Origin of the sequence: Natronospira elongata, assembly GCF_034931365.1 — a bacterium.
GTDB lineage: Bacteria > Pseudomonadota > Gammaproteobacteria > Natronospirales > Natronospiraceae > Natronospira > Natronospira elongata.
In genome coordinates, this window is the sequence record NZ_JAYGII010000006.1 from 56129 (window position 1) to 75701 (window position 19573).

Below are 19573 nucleotides of genomic sequence, written 5' to 3' on the forward strand. Positions count from 1 at the left end.
GAGGAACATATGAAATTGACAGCGATTAAGCGGTTCTCACTTGCCGGGCTGACCTGTCTAGCCATGGCGGGAAGTGCCAATGCCATGGAAGCGCAAATTGGACTCCACTATGCCGATTTTGATGATTTCGATGACGGTTTTGGTGTTTCCGGGTCCATAGAATCACTGGATTTCCTGCCACAACTTCGCCTGGGCGGTGAATTCAGTTCTGTCGAGTACCTGGATGTCCTGCGTTTCAGCGCCGGCTGGGTGCTTGACATGGATGAGCTGGAAATCGACCTGGGCTACTCCTATCGCTACTGGGACTTTGAGGGCGATTTTGACGAAGACATTTACTCATTACACGCCAAGGTCCAGTATTCCGTGCTGCCCGAACTGCATCTTCGGGGTAGCCTGGAGTTCGCTATATTCGACCATCTGGATGACGAGACGGCGATAATCGGGGTCGGTGCGGCCTATGACATAACGCCCGAATTCAGTCTCGGCCTTGATGTGGAAGTCTACGAGGCTGACTTTGTCGATCAGACCTTTATCCGATTCGGTGCCAGTTACCACTTCTAGGGCCTGGATTGCCGCCGCGGGTCACCTAGACCTGCGGCGGCACCGACAGCCAGAAGGTCACCGGCCCATCGTTGACGAGGGCCACCTGCATGTCCGCGCCGAAACGGCCGGCCTCGACGCGGGCGTGTTCCTGCCGGGCGAAAGCCAGGGCATGCTCGAAGAGGCGCTGGCCTTCCTCCGGCGGGGCCGCCGGGGTGAAGCTTGGGCGGGTACCATTGTGGGTATCGGCCGCGAGGGTGAATTGGGGCACCAACAGTAAGCCGCCATCGATATCCACCAGACTCTGATTCATGCGGCCGCCCTCGTCCGGGAAGACACGGTAAGCCAGTACTCGCCGCACCAGGCGCTCCGCAGCCCTTTCGCTGTCGCCCCGTTCAACCGCCCACAGCACCATCAGGCCGGTATCGATCCGGCCCACCGTCTCTTGCTTGATGCGAACACTGGCCTCGCGAACCCTTTGTAGCAGTGCAATCACCTCGCCTCCCTTGCTGACTGGGAAAAATTGTCAACTTATTGTCTGTCCACGGGGTTGTAGGCATTGTCCTACAGCCGAATGCGCGCTTCCCCGACTGTCGGGGCCCGGAACAGGGGCCATACTGTAACCGTCCGCAGGCTGGAAAGGACAGTGCCAGGACGGCACCCACAGGGAGGGGTGACAGGATCGTCACCGGAACCGGCCACGAAGGGATGCACACCGGGATGGTGGCGGGCGTGCACTCAATCACCTTCGCTGACAGGTGAACCTCGGCACACGGGATGTGCCGGGGTTTTTTTTGGTGGGGGTCGCTGACCCGGGGTGGCTGCGGCGTCTGAGGGGCTGTGCGGCCCTCTCGCTTGCGCTTCGCTCGGCACGTAGCGCCACTACGCACCTCGCTCCAGCGCGGCGCGAGAGAACCGCACAGCCCCTCAGCCACTCGCATTCCCCCCGGGCCAGCGACCCCACGGTCTCTTCCTTCGGGGTGACGTAGCGTTGCTATGTGCCTCGCTCTAGGCCGTGGGAGCGGATTCATCCGCGATCGGGCGTTCGGTCTGAAGCCTTTCGCGGATGAATCCGCTCCTACAGCGGTATGGCAGGGTCCATAAGCTCGCCGCTACGCAGGAACATACTCCGGGTATTCGGGTTTCCACATCAGGCTGTCGACGGCAGCTTCCAATTCTTCTGCCGGTTCTGCCAGGCCGTCCTCAACGCAGGCCTGGGCCACGGTGAGGGCGATGTGGCGGGTGATTTCGCGCAGGCCTTTCATGGGCGGGTAGAGGCGGCCGGCGGCCAGGTCGTCTTCGGAGATGCATTCGGCCAGGGCGTCGGCGGCGACCGTGAACAGGCGATCGGTGATGCGGTCGGCCTGCACGGCCAGGGCACCCAGGCCAACCCCGGGAAAGATATAGACATTGTTGCCCTGGGCAATTTCGTGGATCTTGCCGGCGTGCTCCACGGGATCGAAGGGGCTGCCGGTGGCCACCAGGGCGCGGCCTTTCGTCCAGCGGATCAGGTCCTCGGGGCGGGCCTCGGTATTGGCGGTGGGATTGGAAATGGGCAGGATGATCGGCCGCTCCGTGCCGGCCTGCATGGCCTGGATCACGCGCTCGGTGAATATCCCCGGCTGACCCGAAGTGCCCAGCAGGACGGTGGGCTTGACCGCCCGAATCACCGTCTCCAGGTCGCGCGCCCCGTTTGGGTCTATGCCTACTGCCTGGCCGTCCTCGGGCTGCCAGGCAAATTCCTGCTTGTATTCATCACTGAGGTTGCCGTCGTCAATCAGCAGCCCGCGGCTGTCCAGGACCGCGATGGCGCGGGTCAGGTCCTCACCCGCCACACCATCCCGCCGCAGCCATTCCCGTAGCTGGCGGGCAATGCCGATGCCCGCGGCGCCGGCTCCCAGGATCAGTACCCGCTGCTCGGCAGGTCGCTGGCCCACGATTCGGCAGCCCGCCATGACCCCGGCGAGGGTCACTGCGGCGGTACCCTGGATATCATCATTGAAGGAAAGCAGCCGATCGGCGTAGCGGTCCAGCAGTCGGAAGGCATTGGCCTTCTTGAAGTCTTCCCATTGCAGGAGCGCTTTGGGAAAACGTTTCTTCACTGCCCCAACGAATTCTTCCACCAGCGCGTCGTAGGCCTCGCCGCGCAGGCGGCGCTCGCGGATGCCAACATACAGCTCGTCATTGAGCAGCTCTTCGTTGTCCGTGCCCACATCCAGGCTGATGGGCAGGCACTGGCTGGGATGAATGCCCGCCGCCACGGTGTAGAGGGCCAGTTTGCCGATGGGGATGCCGATGCCGCCGGCGCCCAGGTCGCCCAGACCGAGAATGCGCTCGTTGTCCGTGACCACGATGAGGCGAACATCTTCATAGGGCGCATTTCCCAGTATCTCGTTCACCCGCCCCTTGTCCCGGGGGGTAATCCACAAGCCCCGTCCGCGCCGAAAGATATGGCTGTATTTCTTGCAGGCCTGGCCCACCGTGGGGGTGTAGACGATGGGCAGGAACTCGTCCAGGTGTTCCTCCAGCAGTTGGTAGAACAGCGCTTCGTTGCGGTCCTGGAGCGCTGCCAGGCCGATATAGCGTTCAATGGCATCATCCTTGCGCACGATGGCCTGGTAGGTCCGCTTCTTCTGGACCTCCTGGCTCGATGTTCGGTCGGGCAGCATCCCTTCAAGGCCGAAAGTCCGCCGCTCCTCCGCGCTGAAGGCGGTCCCCTTGTTGTACATGGGGTGAGCCAGCAGCGCACGGCCACGGAGGGGGACTTCCAGCTGATCGCGGCCATTGGATCGGCGGTGGAGGCGGAATGTCTGCATCAAGTTCTCCCGTCGATACTGAAATCCGAGCAAGGGGTGGTGGGGGGCCCCATTCAGGGGGCAGTCGCGGCCGGCCAGATTTGCTAATTTTCGCCGCGTAAGTGACCATTCTCATTGCGGACGGGCGGTTTTGACAAGTGATGTGTCCTGTCCTGTGACGCACCAGGCAGATTTTTATAACCATTTTAATCAACAATGCTTTCTCAGGAGTTCCCAATCATGAAAAAGCAATTTCTCGTAGTTGGTAGTTTGCTCGCTCTGACCTTCTCTGCTTCCGTGGCAGCAGAGGGCTTTGATGCTGACCGTATGTACGTCGGTGGCGGTATTAACCAAAACAGCGTCAGTGGTCTGGATGATGCAACCGGTTTTCAGATTTTTGCCGGTTACAATCTCGGCGATGTTTTCGATGTTGAAGGTCTTGATCTGCTTATCGAGGGTGGGTACTGGACCTCAGGCGATTTTGAAGGCGGCACGGACTTTTTCGGTAATACCTTCACCATGTCAGCCGACGGCATCTGGGGTACTGCTGTATTCGATTATGCGGTGAATCCCGACTTTTCCCTGCTCGGTCGCGCCGGGCTTGACCTGGGTGATGATGACGGTCTGATGATCGGCTTCGGCGGCGGCTGGAATCTCAATCCGGAAATCCAGCTGCGTGGCGAATATGTCATCCGTGACAACATTGATTCCCTCCAATTCAACGTGACCTACGACTTCTAAATCGATCAGGTCTGACGGCTTGCCGGCATTGGCCGGAGACTGGAAAACCCCGGCACTTGCCGGGGTTTTTTTGTGTCTGGAATTGACCCGAGAACACGGGAACGATTGTCGTTTGATTGTTGTCTTCTGGAATATCTTGCTTATCCTCCCTCAGGACTGAAGGAATACTGCCATGTCGATCCGATCTGCCGGCCTGATCCGCCCGTTGGTCTTGTTCACAGCCGTGCTGCTCGCTGCCCCCGTCCAGGCCAATGAGGACCTGGACGGATTTCACTTCGGTGGCGGCGTCAGCAGCAATTCCGTCTCCGGCAGCCGTAATGCCATCGGTGCCCAGTTCTTTGGCGGCTATGACTTCGGTCCGATCCTCGGCGATGCCAATCTGCTCGCTGAGGTGGGCTACATGGACAGCGATTTCATCAGTGACGGCCGCCGCCGCCCCTCTGCTCAGGGCTTGTGGGCCACTGCAGTCGCCCAGCTCCCGCTTACCGGATACTGGTCCCTGCTCGGCCGGGCAGGTCTCGATTTCGGCGACGATGATGGCTTGATGGTTGGGGTTGGCGGCGCCTGGCAGGCCAATCAGCAATTGCAGTTGCGGGGCGAAATCATTGCCCGTGACAACATCGATTCCTTCCAATTCAACGTCGTCTACGGATTCTGATCCCGCGGTCAGGGGCGAATATCGTGCTTGCGCAGTCGGGCCCGGAGCTGGTCATAGCTCAGCCCCAGTCGGCGGGCGGCCGCTGCCTGGCTGCCCTGGCAGGCGGACAGGGCCTGGCGGATCCATTCCCGTTCCTGTTCGGCCAGCGCCTGATCCAGATTATCGGGCAGGGTGGTCGGGTGTTCGGCGTCCCGGGGGGCGGCTGTCGGCGGTTCAGGGTTTGCATCGCTGATCGTTCCCGCCTCGCCCCAGGGGGATCCAAAGGGATGGAGGACGATCTCCTCAACCGGCTCTTCCGGGTCTGGATGACGGTACAGTGAGCGTTCCACGGCGTTCTTCAGCTCCCTGACATTGCCGGGCCAGCGGTGGGCCAGCAGCGCCTCCCGGGCGGATTGGGCGAAGCCGGGAAAAAACGGCCGTCCCAGCTCCCGGGTCATGCCCATGGCGAAATGCTCGGCCAGCAGGGGTATATCTTCCGGACGTTCCCGCAGCGGCGGGACGCGGATCACGTCGAAGGCCAGCCGATCCAGCAGGTCCGGGCGGAACTCGCCCCGCCGGGCCATGGCGGGCAGGTCGGCATTGGTGGCGGCGATCACCCTGACGTCTGCCTGTTGCATCTCACTGCCGCCCACCCGCTCGAACTCACCGTACTCCACCGCGCGCAGGAGTTGCTCCTGCATGCGCTGGGAGATAGTGGCCAGTTCGTCCAGGAACAGAGTGCCCCCGTCAGCCCGTTCAAAGCGACCGGCATGGCGCCGGTTCGCCCCGGTAAAGGCGCCCGCCTCGTGACCGAACAGCTCGGTCTCCAGCAGCGACTCGCTCAGGGTGGCGCAATTGAGCCGCAGCAATGGTCCGTCCCAGCGGGCTGAGAGAAAGTGCAGGCGCTCGGCGATCAACTCCTTGCCGCTGCCCCTTTCCCCGATCACCAGCACGGGCTTGTCCAGCCGCGCCGCCCGTGAGGCATGTTCCAGCGTCTCGAGAAAGACCCGCGATTCCCCGAGCGGGGTGCCGTGACCACCAGCTTGGTTCATTTGACCACCATATGCGGTGTAGAGGGCCAGATTCTTGGTATTGTACACCACTCTGGTTCTGTGGCAACGAAGCAATATGCTTTAATTTCAATGCGTTAGGAAGTTGGCACGCCGGCTGCAACAGAGAAGGGCGAGGCATCAGAACACACAGGAGCAAGACATGGGCATTTTTACGCGTTTCAGTGACATCGTGAATTCAAACCTCCATGCCCTGCTGGACAAGGCCGAGGACCCGGAAAAGATGGTCCGACTGATCATCCAGGAGATGGAGGACACCCTGGTGGAGGTTCGTTCCACCGCCGCTCGCACCATCGCCGACCGCAAGTCGGTTCAGCGCCGCATCGCCCAGTGGCAGGCGGAGGTGGACGAATGGGCCGAAAAGGCCGAGCTGGCCATCAACAAGGACCGGGAAGACTTGGCCCGCGCCGCGCTGGTGGAAAAACAGCAGGCCGCCGAACAGGTGGCGCATCTGGAGGCCGAGGACAAGGTGCTGGGCGAGAGCCTGGACAAGCTCAACGAGGACATCAGCCGCCTGCAGAACAAGCTCAATGACGCACGTAGCCGACAGAAGAGCCTGATTCAGCGGCGTCAGACCGCCTCCAGCCAGCTGAAGGTCCGCCAGCGTGTGCATGACAGCCGCCTGGATGAAGCCCTGTCCCGTTTCGAAGGCTATGAGCAGCGCCTGGACCACCTGGAGGGCGAAGCCGAGGCCATGGACCTGGGTCGTGGCGGTGACGGGGTCCGCCAGGCCTTCCGGGACCTGGAGGCGGCCGAGGACGTGGAGAGCGAGCTCGCCGAGCTCAAGGCCCGCCTGCGGGAACAGTCAGAGCGCTAAGCCACCAGCGAAGGGAGTCCGGGACCATGTCAGAGCATATCGTCGCACTGCTGATCATCTTCATGGTGATCGTACTGCCACTGTGGCTGCTGCTGCATTACATCACCCGCTGGAAGCAGACCCGCGGGCTGTCCGGAGAGGACGAGCGCAGCTTGGTGGAATTGTGGGAGCTGGCTGATCGCATGGAAGAGCGCCTCCATACCCTGGAGGAAATCATTGATGATCGCGAACCACCGCGAGGGAGGAGGTCATGAGCAAGCCGTATCGAAGCCAGGCCCCTCTGGGTCTGTATCGGGATCCCGAATGGGCGGTGATCTTTGGTGTCTGCGCCGGCTTGGCGGGGCGCATCGGCGTCAATCCCTGGGGCGTGCGGGTGTTGTTTCTGATCGGCCTGGTGCTGTTCACCTGGCCGACCGTGATCGCCTATCTGACCGCCGCCCTGCTGCTGCCCCGCCGGGGGCTGATCTGGCGCGGCGGCAGGGAAGAACGGGATTTCTGGCGCACCGCCGCCCGTGATGGCCTGGAATAGGAGGAAGCAAAGATGACACGTATCAGCGACTTACACGGCGAACGCTCGGCCCCGGCGCGACTCTATCGTGATCCCGAGCGGGGCTGGATTGCCGGGGTTTGCGCCGGCATCGCCGATTATCTCAGCATCAGCGTGGCCGGTGTCCGCTTTCTGACCATCGTCGCCCTGCTCTTTTTCATGCCTTTTGTGATCATCGCCTACATTGCTCTGGCCCTGTTGTTGCCACGGCGACCGCGGGCGCTCTACCAGAGCGCGGAGGAGGAGCGGGCATGGCGCCAACTTCGCCAATCACCGCCGGAGACTCTGCACCGCGTCCGCGCCCGGTTCCGCGACCTTGAGCGGCGGCTGCAACGCATGGAGCGCCATGTCACCTCCGGACGCTATGATCTGGATCGAGAGTTTCGTGATCTGAACCGGCGCTGAGCCAATTCGGATACGCGTGACAGGAGAAGCAGCATGAAATCAGCGGAACGCGACGCGGCTGCCCCGAGTGAGGAGTCATCCCGGGCCCGTTATTCAGCGGATGAGCTGGAGCAGGTTGTCCGCCGTGCGGCGGAACTGCAGAGCCAATCCGGCGGTGCCGAGCCGGCCGCCTTCAGCGAGCAGGATGTGCTCAGGATTGCCGCCGATGTGGGCATCAGCGTCGAGCACGTACGCGAGGCATTGGTGGAGGTCCGGTCCCAGGACCTGCTCGGTGAGGTCCTGGATGAAGATCCATTGATGAGCAGGATATTCAGCAGCCCGGTGGCCAGTGTCAGCCGACGCCTGCCCGGTGAGCGAGAGTCTGTGCAGGCGCGGATTGAAAGCCTGCTGGAGCAGGAGCAGTCCCTGCAGCCGGTGCGCCGTACCGCCGGGCTCTCCGTCTGGGAGCCTTCCGGGGATCTGGGTGACGTGGTTGAGCGCCTGGTGGATTTCGGTGGTCGCCAGTTCAAGCTGGTGGAAGCCGAACACGTGTCCTTGAACGTCGCCAACTGGGATCGGGACAATGTCATTGTCCGTCTGAGCGCGGATCTTCGGGAAAAGCGCAACGAATGGATCGGCTGGTGGGCGGCCGGCATCGGCGTCGGCCTTTTCCTGCTGTGGGGGGTTCTGGGTAGCGCCCTCTGGGCCTGGTTGCTTCTCGGTGTCGCCGGGGTTGCCGCCACCGCGGTGGCATTGCTGGATATCCGTCGTTCCTTGCGCCTCAAGCGCCACCGCTTTCGATTGGCCCTTGAGGGCTTGCTGGACCGTCTGAATTAAGCAAAGGGGATACCAAACTGCGCGATGACGTCAGGCGCCTGGAAGAGCGGGTTGCGGCCCTGGAGGCCATTGTCACGGATGGCCGTGAGGACCTGCGCCGCCAATTTCAGGACCTCGGCCGATAATCAGTGCTGCCTAAGTGGCTGATTTTACGTGAAAACGGAAATATTCTATGAACCGGGGCGCCTGTTCCCGGTCCAAGTTATGGTGAATCGGGATTAGCCGAGGCCCCCTCGGGGCTGTTAGGATATCCCGTCTTTTTCCGCGGGCCACCGGTCCGCGGTGTTGTTTCTGGGGTTGGAACACCCCGCCAGACCAGACTGAAATGGGGGTGACCATGTCCAAGGTGACCAGGATCGAGGAAGTGCAGGCGGCCCGCGAGCTGGAGGGTTCCGATATAGAGCCCCGCCGCTTCAAGGTATTTACCGACAAGAATCTGGACAAGATCGAGCATCTGTCCCGGCTGGACGATCAGACCGTCTTCGAAATGAAGGTGGTTTCCAGCGTGCTGCCGTTCCGCGTCAATGAGTACATGATCAATGACGTCATCGACTGGGGCAATGTCCCGGCCGATCCCCTCTATCAGCTCACCTTTCCCCAGCGGGACATGCTGCCGCCCGAGATGTACGAGGAAATGGCTGCCCTGCACCGCGAGGGCGCGGACAAGAAGGCCATCAAGGAGAAGGCGCGGGAACTCCGTGAGCGTCTGAACCCCCATCCCGCCGGCCAGAAGGAAATGAATCTGCCCACGGACGATGACGGCGAGGTCATCGACGGACTGCAGCACAAGTACAACGAGACCGTGCTGTTCTTCCCGTCCAACGGCCAGACCTGTCATTCCTATTGCACCTTCTGCTTCCGCTGGGCCCAGTTCGTGGGTGATCAGGAATTCAAGATCGCCGCGGATGATGCCGCGCGCATGCAGAGCTACCTGCTGTCCAACAAGCAGGTGAGTGATCTGCTCATGACCGGCGGCGATCCGATGATCATGAAGACCCGCAAACTCCGGGAATACCTGGAGCCTCTGACGGGCGAGTCCTTCTCGCACATCCAGACCATCCGGATTGGTACCAAGGCGCTGAGCTTCTGGCCCTATCGTTTCGTCACCGACAAGGATGCCGATGATGTCCTGGATCTGTTCCGGGAGCTGGTCGCGGCCGGCAAGCATGTGGCGGTCATGGCTCATTACAACCACTGGCAGGAATTGCAGACCGACGTGGCTCGCGAAGCCATCCGCCGGGTGCGGGACACGGGCGCCGAAATCCGCTGTCAGGGGCCCCTGTTGCGCAATATCAACGACGACCCGGAAGTCTGGACCCGGATGTGGAATGAGCAGGTCAGCCTGGGCATGATTCCCTACTACATGTTCGTGGAGCGGGATACGGGCGCCAAGGCGTATTTCGAAGTGCCCCTGGTGCGCGCCTGGGAGATCTACCAGCAAGCCATGCAGAAAGTATCCGGTCTGGGCCGCACTGCTCGTGGGCCTTCCATGAGCGCCGGACCCGGCAAGGTGGAAATCCAGGGTGTCAGCGAGGTGAAGGGGGAGAAGGTGATCGTGCTCCGCTTCATTCAGGGCCGCAATCCCAACTGGGTCAATCGCCCCTTCTTCGCCAAATACGACCCGGAAGCCACCTGGCTGGATCAGCTCGAGCCGGCCTTCGGTGAGAAGGAGTTCTTTTTCGAGGCCGAATATCGCCAGATGTGTGAAGATGCCCGCACTTTCCTGGAAGGCAAGAAGCTGGTCTGAACTCATCAGCCAGTGAAAGCAGGCCCGAGGCCTGTGCCGGTTTCCGGCACAGGCCTTTTCATTTTCAGAACCCCATGCCTATGATGAAGCCGGTGAACTCCATGCCGGAATCCAGATAGCGTTCGTGCCGATAGCCGATCTGGAAGCCACCCCTCCGGTGGGACTGCAGGCCTACTTCGATGTGAACGGAGGTGTCATTCTCCGTCAGGCGTCGGAACGCCTCCGGTTGCTCTGGTCGCTGCTCCTCGGACTGGAAAATCAGCGTGCCCACCCCGGCCTGAGCATAAAAGCCGACGCCGTCATCCGGGTAGATTAGGCGACCATGCCCGCCAAGCAAGAGAAAGCTTTGTTCACGGTTATCAATCTGCGCTCTGCCAAGTCCTAATTCAAAGCCATGCTGAAGGCGCCAGCCGTTTCCGAGAGGGTGGCCGGGGCGGGAGAGCCAGCGGGCATTGGCACCGGTCAGAATGGCGGTCCGCCCTTCCACGGTCTGCGTGTACTGCCAGGCGGCGATGCCGATCTCATTGGCGTCGGCCGTTTTCGCCGGTAGTAGAGTCACGAGCATGATTGCGGCTGCCAGAGCAAGACCCACAGTCCGGCCCTGGATCGCCTCAGTCATTGGACCTGTCCCACGGATTGGACCCGGATGAAATCGGCGAAACCACTCATGAACTGCCGCGCCCGCTCCTCCAGCTTCTCATCATTGAAACGACCCGAGTCGCCGAGGGCATTGGTGGCGCCAGGAACATACAATTGACCGCCGAACCAGAGTTGCAGGCCGAGCCCGCGAAACGTGGGAAGCCAGGCGTACTGGGCGGCACGCGTCCCGTTGGGCCCAGGGGTGGCGCCGGTAATGGCCACCGGCCGGCCCCGAAACACCCGTCCGATATCAGCGGGCGGCCGGCTCATCCAGTCGATGGCATTCTTCAGCGGCCCGGGCACGCCCTGATTGTATTCGGGACTGACCAGCAGCAAGCCGTCGGACTGGGCGCAGGCCTCCTTCAGCGACTCAACCGCTGTCGGCATTCCCTCATCCTCCAGGTCCTGGTCGTAAACCGGTATACCGCTGATATCACGCTGTTCCACTTCGCAGCCCTCCGGGGCCAGCGAAGCCAGAGCGGACAGCAGCTGACGGTTCAATGAGGCCTTTCTAAGGCTGCCGGCAATGCCGAGAATACGCATGAAGCAGGCTCCTATTCGTCGTCGTCCCAGTCTTCACCATAGTGGAATGTGATCTCTTCGTCTTTTCGGATTCTTCGAATGGCGTAGAGTTCAAAGCCGTCGAATTCCGCATTGGGCCGACTGCTATGGTTGCAGAAGCGCAGGACATTCTTGCCATTTCGGCCAACCGGGTTCTCGTCATTCTCATCATAGACCCAGAGCACGTGCATGCCGTCCTTCTGTGTTTCGGGTCCTTCGTAGCTGCCGATATGGGTGCCCTTGGCAATCTGTTTCCTGGCAAACAGGCCCTTGCCATGGATGGGAGACGGTCCGCAGTAGACCAGGGGATTCTCCTCATTGTATTTCTTGCTCAAGACAAAACCTCGTGATTGTCATCAGCTTGGGAGGTGCTATTGTGCCATGAAGGCGGCTGGGTAGTGCCCTGTTCTCACCAGGGCAGGGGGTCCCCATTGGCATGCCGGAAACTGCCACTGGTCTCAGGCCTGATTTCGTCAATCCTTTCAAGCAGCTGCGCAGCTGCCTGGGGCGCATCCACGTTACCCTGTCTTGCTGTCATTTCGGTGCGTACGAAACCGGGATGCAGCAGACCCACGGCGATACCCCGTTCCGCCAGATCATGTGCCAGGGACACGCCGGCCATGTTCACCGCAACCTTTGACATCCGATAGCCGTAGCTGCCGCCTGAGGTATTGTCCGCAATGGACCCCATTCGGCTGGTGATGATTGCCAGGCGACTTCCAGGATGCATTCGCGGCAGCAATGCCTGTGTGAGTAATAGGGGCCCCAGGGCATTCACTTTGAACTGGGTCAGGATGTCTTCTATGGATTGCCCTTCTATCTCCCCGAGACGCTGGACACTGAGAACGCCCGCATTATTCACGAGGACGTCCACGGGCCGGTCACCCAGTGCTTCACTGAAGCGGTCAATTGATGCCGGATCTGCCACATCCAGGCCTTCATGGAACTCGACGCCAAGGTCTGAAAGCGCCGCACTGGCCCTGCGGCAGCCTACTACGACTTCATCTCCCCGCACGTGAAAACCACGGGCAAGCTCCAGGCCAATGCCCCGGTTGCCGCCTGTGATGATGACTCTGCTCATCGTTTCTCCCCAGCATCTGATTGTTTTCGGCCCAAACCCCGCTCCAGGGTATCCAGGGCGGCACCTACTTCATTGGCCGCCTGGTCGATCCGCCCAGAGGAGGCCGAGATATGCTCCAGGCGCTCCCCCAGCTGTTGGAACCAGGCCCGCAGGGAGCGTTCCGCTGCGCGCTGTCTTTCCGTTGCCTCTGCCACATTTCGACTTTGTTCGGCCAGTTGTCGCGCCGTCTCGACGATCTCTCCCAGGGCAAGATCGGCCTCACTGGCCTGATGTCGGCTGCTTTCCATCACCTCGGCTGCTCGCTGCATCCCCGACGAGCCGTCCTCGACCCCGTGAACCAGGCGGTCGATTCGATCACCAATCTCGTGAGCGGCCTCCTGACTGCGTTCGGCCAGGGCCCGGACCTCTTCTGCCACCACACCAAAACTGCGACCTTCAGCTCCCGCCCGCGCGGCTTCGATGGAGGCATTCAAGGCCAGGCGATGGGTCTGTCTTGCGATATTGTCGATCAGCTCCACCACCTTCATCAGGCTGCGGGTTCCGCTGGCCAATTTCCGGAGTTCCTCACCGGATTCCCGGACCGTACGATTGAGCGCTTCCAGCTCTTCCACGGTGGCATGGGCGAGCCTGCCCCCGTCCCCGGCCCGGGTTTCGGCCCGAGCCGCACCCTGAGCCATTTGCTGCGCTTCCCCGAAGGCCCTTTCGGCGACGTCCGTCAGCTCCGCCAGCAGTGACTCGATCTTTCGCCGATTCTCCTCCTGCTCCGAGAGCAATTCGGCGACTGCCGAGGCCTCGGTCCCGATACTGCGGCTGCGATCCGCCATATGCGATCCGGCCGAGGCCAGATCCGCGCTTACTTGCTCCAGCTCGGCGACACCCCGTCGTCGAGCCCGTTCGAACAAAAGCGCCAGAATGGCCATCACGACCAGCAGGACCAGGGAGGAGCTGATCTGCATGGGTCGAACGGCTTCTTCAGGCAGATGATCCAGCGGCAGCAGCCAGCCACCCTGTTCCCCCAGATGCAGGAGAATGACCGTGGCCGCCGCAATGGGCGTCCACAGGTAGCCGTGGCGCCAACCACCGGTGAAAATGGCGGCAACCGGGACCACGGCGAACCAGAACACGGGAGAGGACATGACGCCGGCGGCGACGAAACAGAGCCAGAACAGCAGGGCATTGAGGGTGCCCAGCGCCAATAAGCGAGCGGCGGCAATGCTGCCGCTGAGCTTGAGTACCAGCGGGCAGCAAAGTGCGATGAGGCTGGCGATCAGCACCCCCAGGCTGCCCAGCGGCATGCCCAGCAGATAATAGCGCAGGGTGAAGAACAGGCCGGCAACGCCGAGGGCCAGACTGATTCCCGTCAGGTTGAGCGCCTGGGTCCGTTGTTCCGCACTCAGGCGCCTGCCCACGGGCAGGAAAAACTCAAGGACGCCGCCAGCTTCGTTCATGTCAGGTTCCGGTTTCGCTCAAGGGCCCTTGATACTATAGCGGCAGAAAAGCCCCCTGGTTTAGCGTCCCGGACCCCGCGGTGGGTCACCAATAGATCCCGATATTGATATTGAATCGGGTTTCCCAGTCTGCGTTGGGGTCCCCCTGGGCAAAGGCCGTCACCGGATCCACCCCCATGAAGTTATGGTTCTTGCCGCGAATGATATCCACAAAGGTGAAGGTCGGACCCGCTGTGATGGAGCAGCCTGTGGTGTGCAGCTTGGAATCGGCCCACCCCGAGGGTGCCTTGTCCAGGACGCTGTAATTGAGGTAGCAGGTCAGGTGGCTGACTGGCCCCCAATCCACGTTGAATTCCCTGGTTAGGTTGGCAACGTAGATATCACCTTCGGCGGCGGCCAGGCTGTCGAAGAGAAAAGCGCCGAATAGAACCGCATCGTCGCTGGTTCCATCCGGATTCTCGGGGTTGAAGCCGTAGCTGATCCATTCCAGTTCCAGGCCCCAGGCGTCGTCTGCCCCAAATCGCGATCTTGAGTGAAGGGCCAGGGCCCAGTGATCACCGTGGTCTTCGGTGATCTCGTTGTAAAGCCGCCCGTATTGCGTGGACAGTCCAAGCTCCGTCGGGAAGCTGCTGTCACTCCCGACTTCACGGGCAAGACGCAGATTAAGCTGGTCATTCTGGCGGTTGGCCTGTTCCTCAAAAGGGGAAAAGTCACCCTCAAAGTCGGCGCCGGCGGCGAGGTCGGTATTGGTCACGATGTTCCAGGCATAACGATCATTGGAAGACGGTGTGGCCAGGGCAGGATTGGGGTAATAGGCCGCCTGAATATCCCAGTCCCCTGTCTGGTTCACGTATTTGATGCCGGCCTGATAGTCATCCTCAAAACCCAGGTAGTAGGGGACGCCAAACCAGTAGCTGTGTGAGGCGAAAGGCTGCAGGCCAAAAGGGACCTGGCTGATCCCGGTCTGGATCTGTGCCCCGCTCTCCAGCTCATAGCCGATCCAGGCATGATGGATGACGTCCATGTACTCATACCATCGATATTGGGCGCTGATCTCCCATGGCCCCGAGCTACCCCTGGCTTCGATTCGAATAAGGTCGAAACGGAAGTCACCGAGGCGATCTTTCTGTTGGTCATTGAAACTGCTGTACTCGAAATTCAACCAGGCTGCGCCACCCAGGGTGAAGTCACCATGGGTGCTCTCAAGCTCTCCGACCCTTTCCTTCAAGCCTTCTATCGCCTCACCCGTTTGGCGAGGATCGCTATAATCTGGCTCCGCAAGGGCGGCAACGGCGAAGATCCACAGGCCACAGAGTGGGAACAGAAGATGCGACTTCGTCCTGTTCATGGCGGTACCTCGCTGCCTCGTTGTTATTCATGCTTTAGCGGTTTTACTGTACCCAGTTCTTGTATCCCGCCAGGAAATCCTCGATGATCCCCTCTCGGGTGAACTCTTCCAGTCGGAACGCCCGTTTCAGTCCGCCCGGGCGCTGAATTTCTGCCCGCGCTACTTCATTGTCTTCCTCGCCTGGCCGGATGACCGGCCAGGCGAAGGACATATGATGGGCCGCATCCCCTCGGATTACATAGGAAAATTCCTCGGCATCATTCAGATAGACAACCAATCGCGCCTTGTACTTGCCGGGCGTGATCTCCACTACGCGACCGTATTTCTCCAGCTCTTCCTTGATGTCCTCGAAGGCAGGTAACACCGGGTCCTGGATGAACTGCCGAATCTCCTCGCGGCGTTTTTCCACTCGCTCCTGGGCAGCCAACTGCTCTGAACGCGACTGAGAGGACTCCTCTACCATGCTTCGCAGTTTCTCTCGCCAGTTACTCATGGCTTTGCTCCTGTCTGTATGGTCTTTTCAGCGACTGTGATTCTGAGCGCCTCTGTCACGGGACAGACCACGATAAAGACTCCAGCAGATGACGAGCATGATCAGGCAGAAGGGCAGGGCCGTTGTGATGGCGGCGGCCTGAAGCGCCTCGAGGCCGCTTGTCGCATCCAGGTCCTCATTGTTGCCATTGCCATTGGTAATTGCCTGAGCACCGGCCAGGAGCAGAACTGCGGCGATGGCGCCCTCCAGGAGAGCCCAGAATACTCGTTGCCACTTGGGCGGGTTCAACTCACCTCCGGATGTGAGAGTGTCAATTACAAGAGAACCGGAATCAGAAGAAGTGATGAAATAGGTGGCGATGACAATCACCGCAACCATTGAGGTGAGCTGAGCCAATGGGAACTCACCCAGCAATTGGAACAGCGCCGTTTCCGCGCTAGCCCCCGCCAGCTCGGCAAGATTGTTCAGTTCCATGTGGATGGCGGTGTTTCCAAAGATCGTCAGCCAGGCAAAGGTGAACAGTGCCGGTACGAGCAGGACGCCGCCCACGAATTCCCGGATGGAGCGCCCACGGCTGATTCTGGCAATGAACATGCCCACGAAGGGCGACCAGGAGATCCACCACCCCCAGTAGAACATGGTCCACGCTGACTGCCATTCCGGGCCCTTGTATGCATCAGTCTGGAAGCTCATCGCAACCAGATTGGACAGGTAGTGGCCGGTCCCTTGTACGTAGGACATCAGCAGGAATGTCGTGGGGCCAAGGATAAAGACAAATAGCATCAGCCCAAGACCCAATACCAGGTTCATTTCACTGAGTCGCTTGATACCCTTGTCCAGTCCGGTAAAGACCGAGACTGTTGCGGCAAGGGTGATCACCGTAATCAGGATAATCTGATTGGTAACATTGAAATCCATCCAGCCCAGATGGTGCAGGCCGGCATTGATCTGAGTGACGCCAATGCCCAGGGATGTGGCAATCCCGAACAAGGTGCCGAAGACGGCAATGATCTCAACTGTATTGCCAATGGGGCCATAAATGCGCTTGCCGAGCACGGGGTAAAGCGTAGAGCGGATGGTCAGTGGCAGATCGTGCCGGTAGGCGAAGTAGGCCAGCGACAGACCGATCACGATATAGATTGCCCAGGCGTGCATGCCCCAATGGAAAAAGGTCAGGCGCATGGCCTCACGGGCTGCTTCCACACTGTCTTCAGTGCCGCTGGGTGGCGCGGCATAGTGGAAAAGCGGTTCCGCAACACTGAAGAACAGCAGGCCGATACCCATGCCGGCGCTGAATAGCATGGCGAACCAGGAGAAACGTGTGTACTCCGGTTCATCGCCCGGCTTGCCCAGCGTGATTTTGCCGAAGCGGCTGAACAGGAGAAAGATGACAAAAGCAAGAAAGATGGAAACGCTGAGAATGTAGAACCAGCCCAGGTTTTCCACGATGAAGGCCTGGATTGCGCCAAACCGTGCGCTGGCGTCCAGGGTGAATATGGCCGTGTAAAGTACGAATAATACCGCCAGAATAGCGGATGTGAAGAATATGACGGGATGGACCTTCATGCTTCCTCCCTTTGCAACATTATTCGGGCTAGCCGCCAGGCCGGTGGCGATAGCTTGTTAATCCACTACGCAGTGGCAGATTCGGTAAAGACCGGGCCGATGCGTATAGCCTAGCAGGCAAGTTGAATATCGCAATCACGGTCCACCACGCGGGTGACCGCAATTCAGGTCTTCGTCTCGGACGGAGGAAGTTTCACTGATTGTTTCGGTGCTGAAGGATCTGCTCGTAAACGAAGCCCTTGATGAAAACCCTATGGTGCTCCTCCAGGTCCATGAACTGCAATCCGTGGAGACAGGACTCGCCATCTTCACGGCTACTGTCTTGCTTTAAGTTCCGGATTTCTGCCTCTACCTGTATTCGGCTCTCACTTCCTGCGAAGGCAACAGTGAAATCCAGTTCCAGTTTCTCACCGACCTGGCCAAGGCAGGAATCGGCTTCCAGCAAGGCTCCAGCGGCGCTGATATCCAGAAGCCGCCCTTCACCGGATTCCTCGTCGGGTCGAAGGCAGCGGTAGCGGGTCGGCAGGTCCATGCTTACCCGTTCTTCCTGGCGGATGGTGACCTGCTCAATTGTGCGCGGATAGGCCAGATGCAGATAGTGCAATGGCTGAGTCGCGACCTTGCGCACCCAGGTGGTGAAACCGTGAATCTCCGTGCCGGAGAGATACCGGACCGTGAGCATGTCATCAAGATAGAAGGGGGCTGGAGAGCCACCCTCCCGGGGGGTTGTTATCAGGAAGCTCTCTCCTTCCACGTAGCCGATCATGCGAGCGTTCCATCGTTTGGAGCGATCGCGATTGGCCCGTTGCAGGTTGACGACGGCGCCAACTGAGAGCGTCAACTCCACCTTCTTGAGGGTATTGCCGCTTTCCTCGGCCAATTGACCTTCCCGTCCAATCTGTCGCGCTGACATGCGTTCGTCCTTGTAAAAAGAAGTCGGTTCCTATCGGGAGTGTAGCGGTGTGGGTATCCCCTGTCGCCTGGAGTGATGAATTTTCATGCTCCAAGGTGATTGCATTAATCAGAGTGGCAGGAAGCTGCTATTTGTATCCGTGCAGTCTGTGAACTGGTTCACAGAATTGCCCGGCCGTTGGGATTACAGTAACGCCAACCGCCATGCTCAGGGATAGCGGGGAGTGAGAAGAAGAAGGACGATGGGGGTCCACAAACGGTTGTCGCCTTGAGCCCGGCCTTGGCCGGGCCTTTTTTTGCCTGACGATTGATGCCGTACCTTATTCAGGGGGGAAGAAAATAAGGAGGCCAGGCCCCAGGGCTCGCGCGTTGGGGAAAGCGTGGTCACTCTCTTTAGCCGGCCCTTGGGGCCGGCTTTCTTTTATTCAGCCGCCCAATCAGTGCGATTATCGTTTCGCCACTCGGCGCATATCGGCAAAGCGGGCGCGGAGCCCTTGGGAGCCAAGGTAGTTTGGCACCACGGCATCAACACCGCTGGCCTCGATTCCAAGACGGGCGAGCCCATCCTCATTGCAGACATTGTCCACCTGCAGCGACCGATAGTTATCGCGGGTGAAGGGCTTGCCGGGCACCCATTCCATGACCCGGGCCTGCAGACGGGCGAGCAGATCCGGGAGCCCCACGATCCAGCGCCGCTTGCCCATGGTGGCGGCCGTGTACTCGACAATCTCACGCAGGCTCATCACATCCGGCCCGCAGAGCTGGTAGCGCTGGCCAATGGTGCTACGATCCCCCAGGGCGGCAAGAAAAGCCTCTACCACGTCACCGACGTAAACCGGCTTGAGTCTCGCGTCCGGGCAGGCCAGGGGGATTACCGGCATCAGGCGAAGGAGCCCGGCAAAGCGGTTGAACAGGGTGTCCTCGGGCCCGAAAATGGCCGAGGGCTGGAAGATGGTGGGTTCCAGTTCACGATTGCTGTGAACCTGAATCAGGCCTTCGGCCTCCCCTTTGCTGCGCAGATTCTGGCTGGGGCCGCTGGCGTCTGCGCCCAGGCTGCTCATATGCAGAAGGCGTCTCACTCCGGTCTTCGTGCAGGCATCCAGAACCTTGCGGGTCAGTTCCACGTGGGCTTGACGGAAGGTCGCCCCTCGCCGTTTGGATTCGTTGAGAATCCCGACAAGATTGATGACCGCGTCCATGCCGCGAAATTCACGCTCCAGTACAGCCGGGTCATGGCAGTCGGCGGTCACAAGGCGAACGGTGGGCAGCACCGACAGCGCCTCATGACCCTGGGCATGCCGGGTCAGGATTTTGACCTGTACCCCGTCCCGGGCCAGCCTTGCGGCCAAATGCCTGCCGACGAAGCCAGTGCCGCCCAGCACGCAAACGCTGCGGTACTGCATGAATATC

At 60.4% G+C, this 19573-nt stretch carries 22 protein-coding genes; 9 read left to right on the forward strand and 13 right to left on the reverse strand.

Going from position 1 to position 19573, the window contains the following annotated elements; genetic code table 11:
* The first annotated feature begins 9 nt into the window (after positions 1-9).
* Complete coding sequence (locus VCB98_RS04580) at positions 10-561, forward strand: outer membrane beta-barrel protein (protein WP_346050725.1); 552 nt, start codon at positions 10-12, stop codon at positions 559-561.
* A 25-nt stretch (positions 562-586) separates the two neighbouring features.
* Here the strand turns inward: VCB98_RS04580 and dtd are convergent, their stop codons facing one another.
* Together dtd and VCB98_RS04590 are read right to left on the reverse strand one after the other, a co-directional pair.
* Complete coding sequence (gene dtd / locus VCB98_RS04585; protein WP_346050726.1) at positions 587-1036, reverse strand: D-aminoacyl-tRNA deacylase; 450 nt, start codon at positions 1034-1036, stop codon at positions 587-589.
* Positions 1037-1652: 616 nt separating this feature from the next.
* Complete coding sequence (locus VCB98_RS04590; protein WP_346050727.1) at positions 1653-3356, reverse strand: NAD-dependent malic enzyme; 1704 nt, start codon at positions 3354-3356, stop codon at positions 1653-1655.
* Positions 3357-3575: 219 nt separating this feature from the next.
* On the opposite strand from VCB98_RS04590, the gene VCB98_RS04595 reads away from it, so the two are divergent.
* Together VCB98_RS04595 and VCB98_RS04600 are read left to right on the forward strand one after the other, a co-directional pair.
* Positions 3576-4076, forward strand: coding sequence for an outer membrane beta-barrel protein (locus VCB98_RS04595; RefSeq protein WP_346050728.1), 501 nt, complete (start codon positions 3576-3578; stop codon positions 4074-4076).
* 172 nt (positions 4077-4248) lie between these two features.
* The gene (locus VCB98_RS04600; RefSeq protein ID WP_346050729.1) at positions 4249-4734 is read left to right on the forward strand and encodes an outer membrane beta-barrel protein; all 486 of its coding nucleotides are present in this window, start codon (positions 4249-4251) and stop codon (positions 4732-4734) included.
* Positions 4735-4742: 8 nt separating this feature from the next.
* On the opposite strand, the gene pspF is transcribed toward VCB98_RS04600, so the two are convergent.
* Positions 4743-5765, reverse strand: a complete 1023-nt coding sequence (pspF, locus tag VCB98_RS04605; protein WP_346050730.1) for a phage shock protein operon transcriptional activator — start codon at positions 5763-5765, stop codon at positions 4743-4745.
* A 160-nt stretch (positions 5766-5925) separates the two neighbouring features.
* Between pspF and pspA the strand changes: the two genes are divergently transcribed.
* The 6 genes from pspA (at position 5926) to VCB98_RS04635 (ending at position 10115) form a co-directional block, all read left to right on the forward strand.
* Entirely contained in the window at positions 5926-6600 is a 675-nt protein-coding gene (gene pspA, locus VCB98_RS04610) for a phage shock protein PspA (protein WP_346050731.1), read from the forward strand.
* 26 nt (positions 6601-6626) lie between these two features.
* Positions 6627-6854 carry an envelope stress response membrane protein PspB gene (gene pspB, locus VCB98_RS04615; protein WP_346050732.1) on the forward strand — a complete coding sequence of 76 codons (228 nt, stop codon included), beginning with the start codon at positions 6627-6629 and terminating at the stop codon, positions 6852-6854.
* A complete protein-coding gene (locus tag VCB98_RS04620; protein WP_346050733.1) occupies positions 6851-7129 on the forward strand; it encodes a PspC domain-containing protein in 279 nt (92 codons plus the stop codon). Before pspB ends, VCB98_RS04620 begins: the two co-directional genes overlap by 4 nt.
* A gap of 12 nt (positions 7130-7141) precedes the next feature.
* The gene (gene pspC / locus VCB98_RS04625) at positions 7142-7552 is read left to right on the forward strand and encodes an envelope stress response membrane protein PspC (RefSeq protein ID WP_346050734.1); all 411 of its coding nucleotides are present in this window, start codon (positions 7142-7144) and stop codon (positions 7550-7552) included.
* 33 nt (positions 7553-7585) lie between these two features.
* Complete coding sequence (locus VCB98_RS04630; protein WP_346050735.1) at positions 7586-8368, forward strand: hypothetical protein; 783 nt, start codon at positions 7586-7588, stop codon at positions 8366-8368.
* A 337-nt stretch (positions 8369-8705) separates the two neighbouring features.
* A complete protein-coding gene (locus VCB98_RS04635) occupies positions 8706-10115 on the forward strand; it encodes a KamA family radical SAM protein (RefSeq protein ID WP_346050736.1) in 1410 nt (469 codons plus the stop codon).
* Between the two features lie 64 nt (positions 10116-10179).
* Here the strand turns inward: VCB98_RS04635 and VCB98_RS04640 are convergent, their stop codons facing one another.
* The 10 genes from VCB98_RS04640 to VCB98_RS04685 form a co-directional block, all read right to left on the reverse strand.
* A complete protein-coding gene (locus VCB98_RS04640) occupies positions 10180-10734 on the reverse strand; it encodes a hypothetical protein (RefSeq protein WP_346050737.1) in 555 nt (184 codons plus the stop codon).
* Positions 10731-11297 (reverse strand): NADPH-dependent FMN reductase, encoded by a 567-nt coding sequence (locus VCB98_RS04645; protein ID WP_346050738.1) that lies wholly within the window; start codon positions 11295-11297, stop codon positions 10731-10733. Before VCB98_RS04645 ends, VCB98_RS04640 begins: the two co-directional genes overlap by 4 nt.
* An 11-nt stretch (positions 11298-11308) precedes the next feature.
* Positions 11309-11650 (reverse strand): SET domain-containing protein, encoded by a 342-nt coding sequence (locus VCB98_RS04650; RefSeq protein ID WP_346050739.1) that lies wholly within the window; start codon positions 11648-11650, stop codon positions 11309-11311.
* Positions 11651-11724: 74 nt separating this feature from the next.
* Positions 11725-12396 (reverse strand): SDR family oxidoreductase, encoded by a 672-nt coding sequence (locus VCB98_RS04655; RefSeq protein ID WP_346050740.1) that lies wholly within the window; start codon positions 12394-12396, stop codon positions 11725-11727.
* Complete coding sequence (locus tag VCB98_RS04660; RefSeq protein ID WP_346050741.1) at positions 12393-13844, reverse strand: methyl-accepting chemotaxis protein; 1452 nt, start codon at positions 13842-13844, stop codon at positions 12393-12395. The genes VCB98_RS04655 and VCB98_RS04660 overlap by 4 nt, the downstream gene beginning before the upstream one ends.
* Positions 13845-13929: 85 nt before the next feature.
* The gene (locus VCB98_RS04665; protein WP_346050742.1) at positions 13930-15192 is read right to left on the reverse strand and encodes a hypothetical protein; all 1263 of its coding nucleotides are present in this window, start codon (positions 15190-15192) and stop codon (positions 13930-13932) included.
* A 43-nt stretch (positions 15193-15235) separates the two neighbouring features.
* A complete protein-coding gene (locus VCB98_RS04670; RefSeq protein ID WP_346050743.1) occupies positions 15236-15685 on the reverse strand; it encodes a hypothetical protein in 450 nt (149 codons plus the stop codon).
* A gap of 27 nt (positions 15686-15712) precedes the next feature.
* Complete coding sequence (locus tag VCB98_RS04675) at positions 15713-17251, reverse strand: BCCT family transporter (protein WP_346050744.1); 1539 nt, start codon at positions 17249-17251, stop codon at positions 15713-15715.
* A 193-nt stretch (positions 17252-17444) separates the two neighbouring features.
* On the reverse strand, positions 17445-18164 hold the full coding sequence (locus tag VCB98_RS04680; RefSeq protein ID WP_346050745.1) for a flagellar brake protein: 720 nt from the start codon (positions 18162-18164) through the stop codon (positions 17445-17447).
* Between the two features lie 445 nt (positions 18165-18609).
* The gene (locus tag VCB98_RS04685; RefSeq protein ID WP_346050746.1) at positions 18610-19566 is read right to left on the reverse strand and encodes a complex I NDUFA9 subunit family protein; all 957 of its coding nucleotides are present in this window, start codon (positions 19564-19566) and stop codon (positions 18610-18612) included.
* Positions 19567-19573 lie beyond the last annotated feature (7 nt).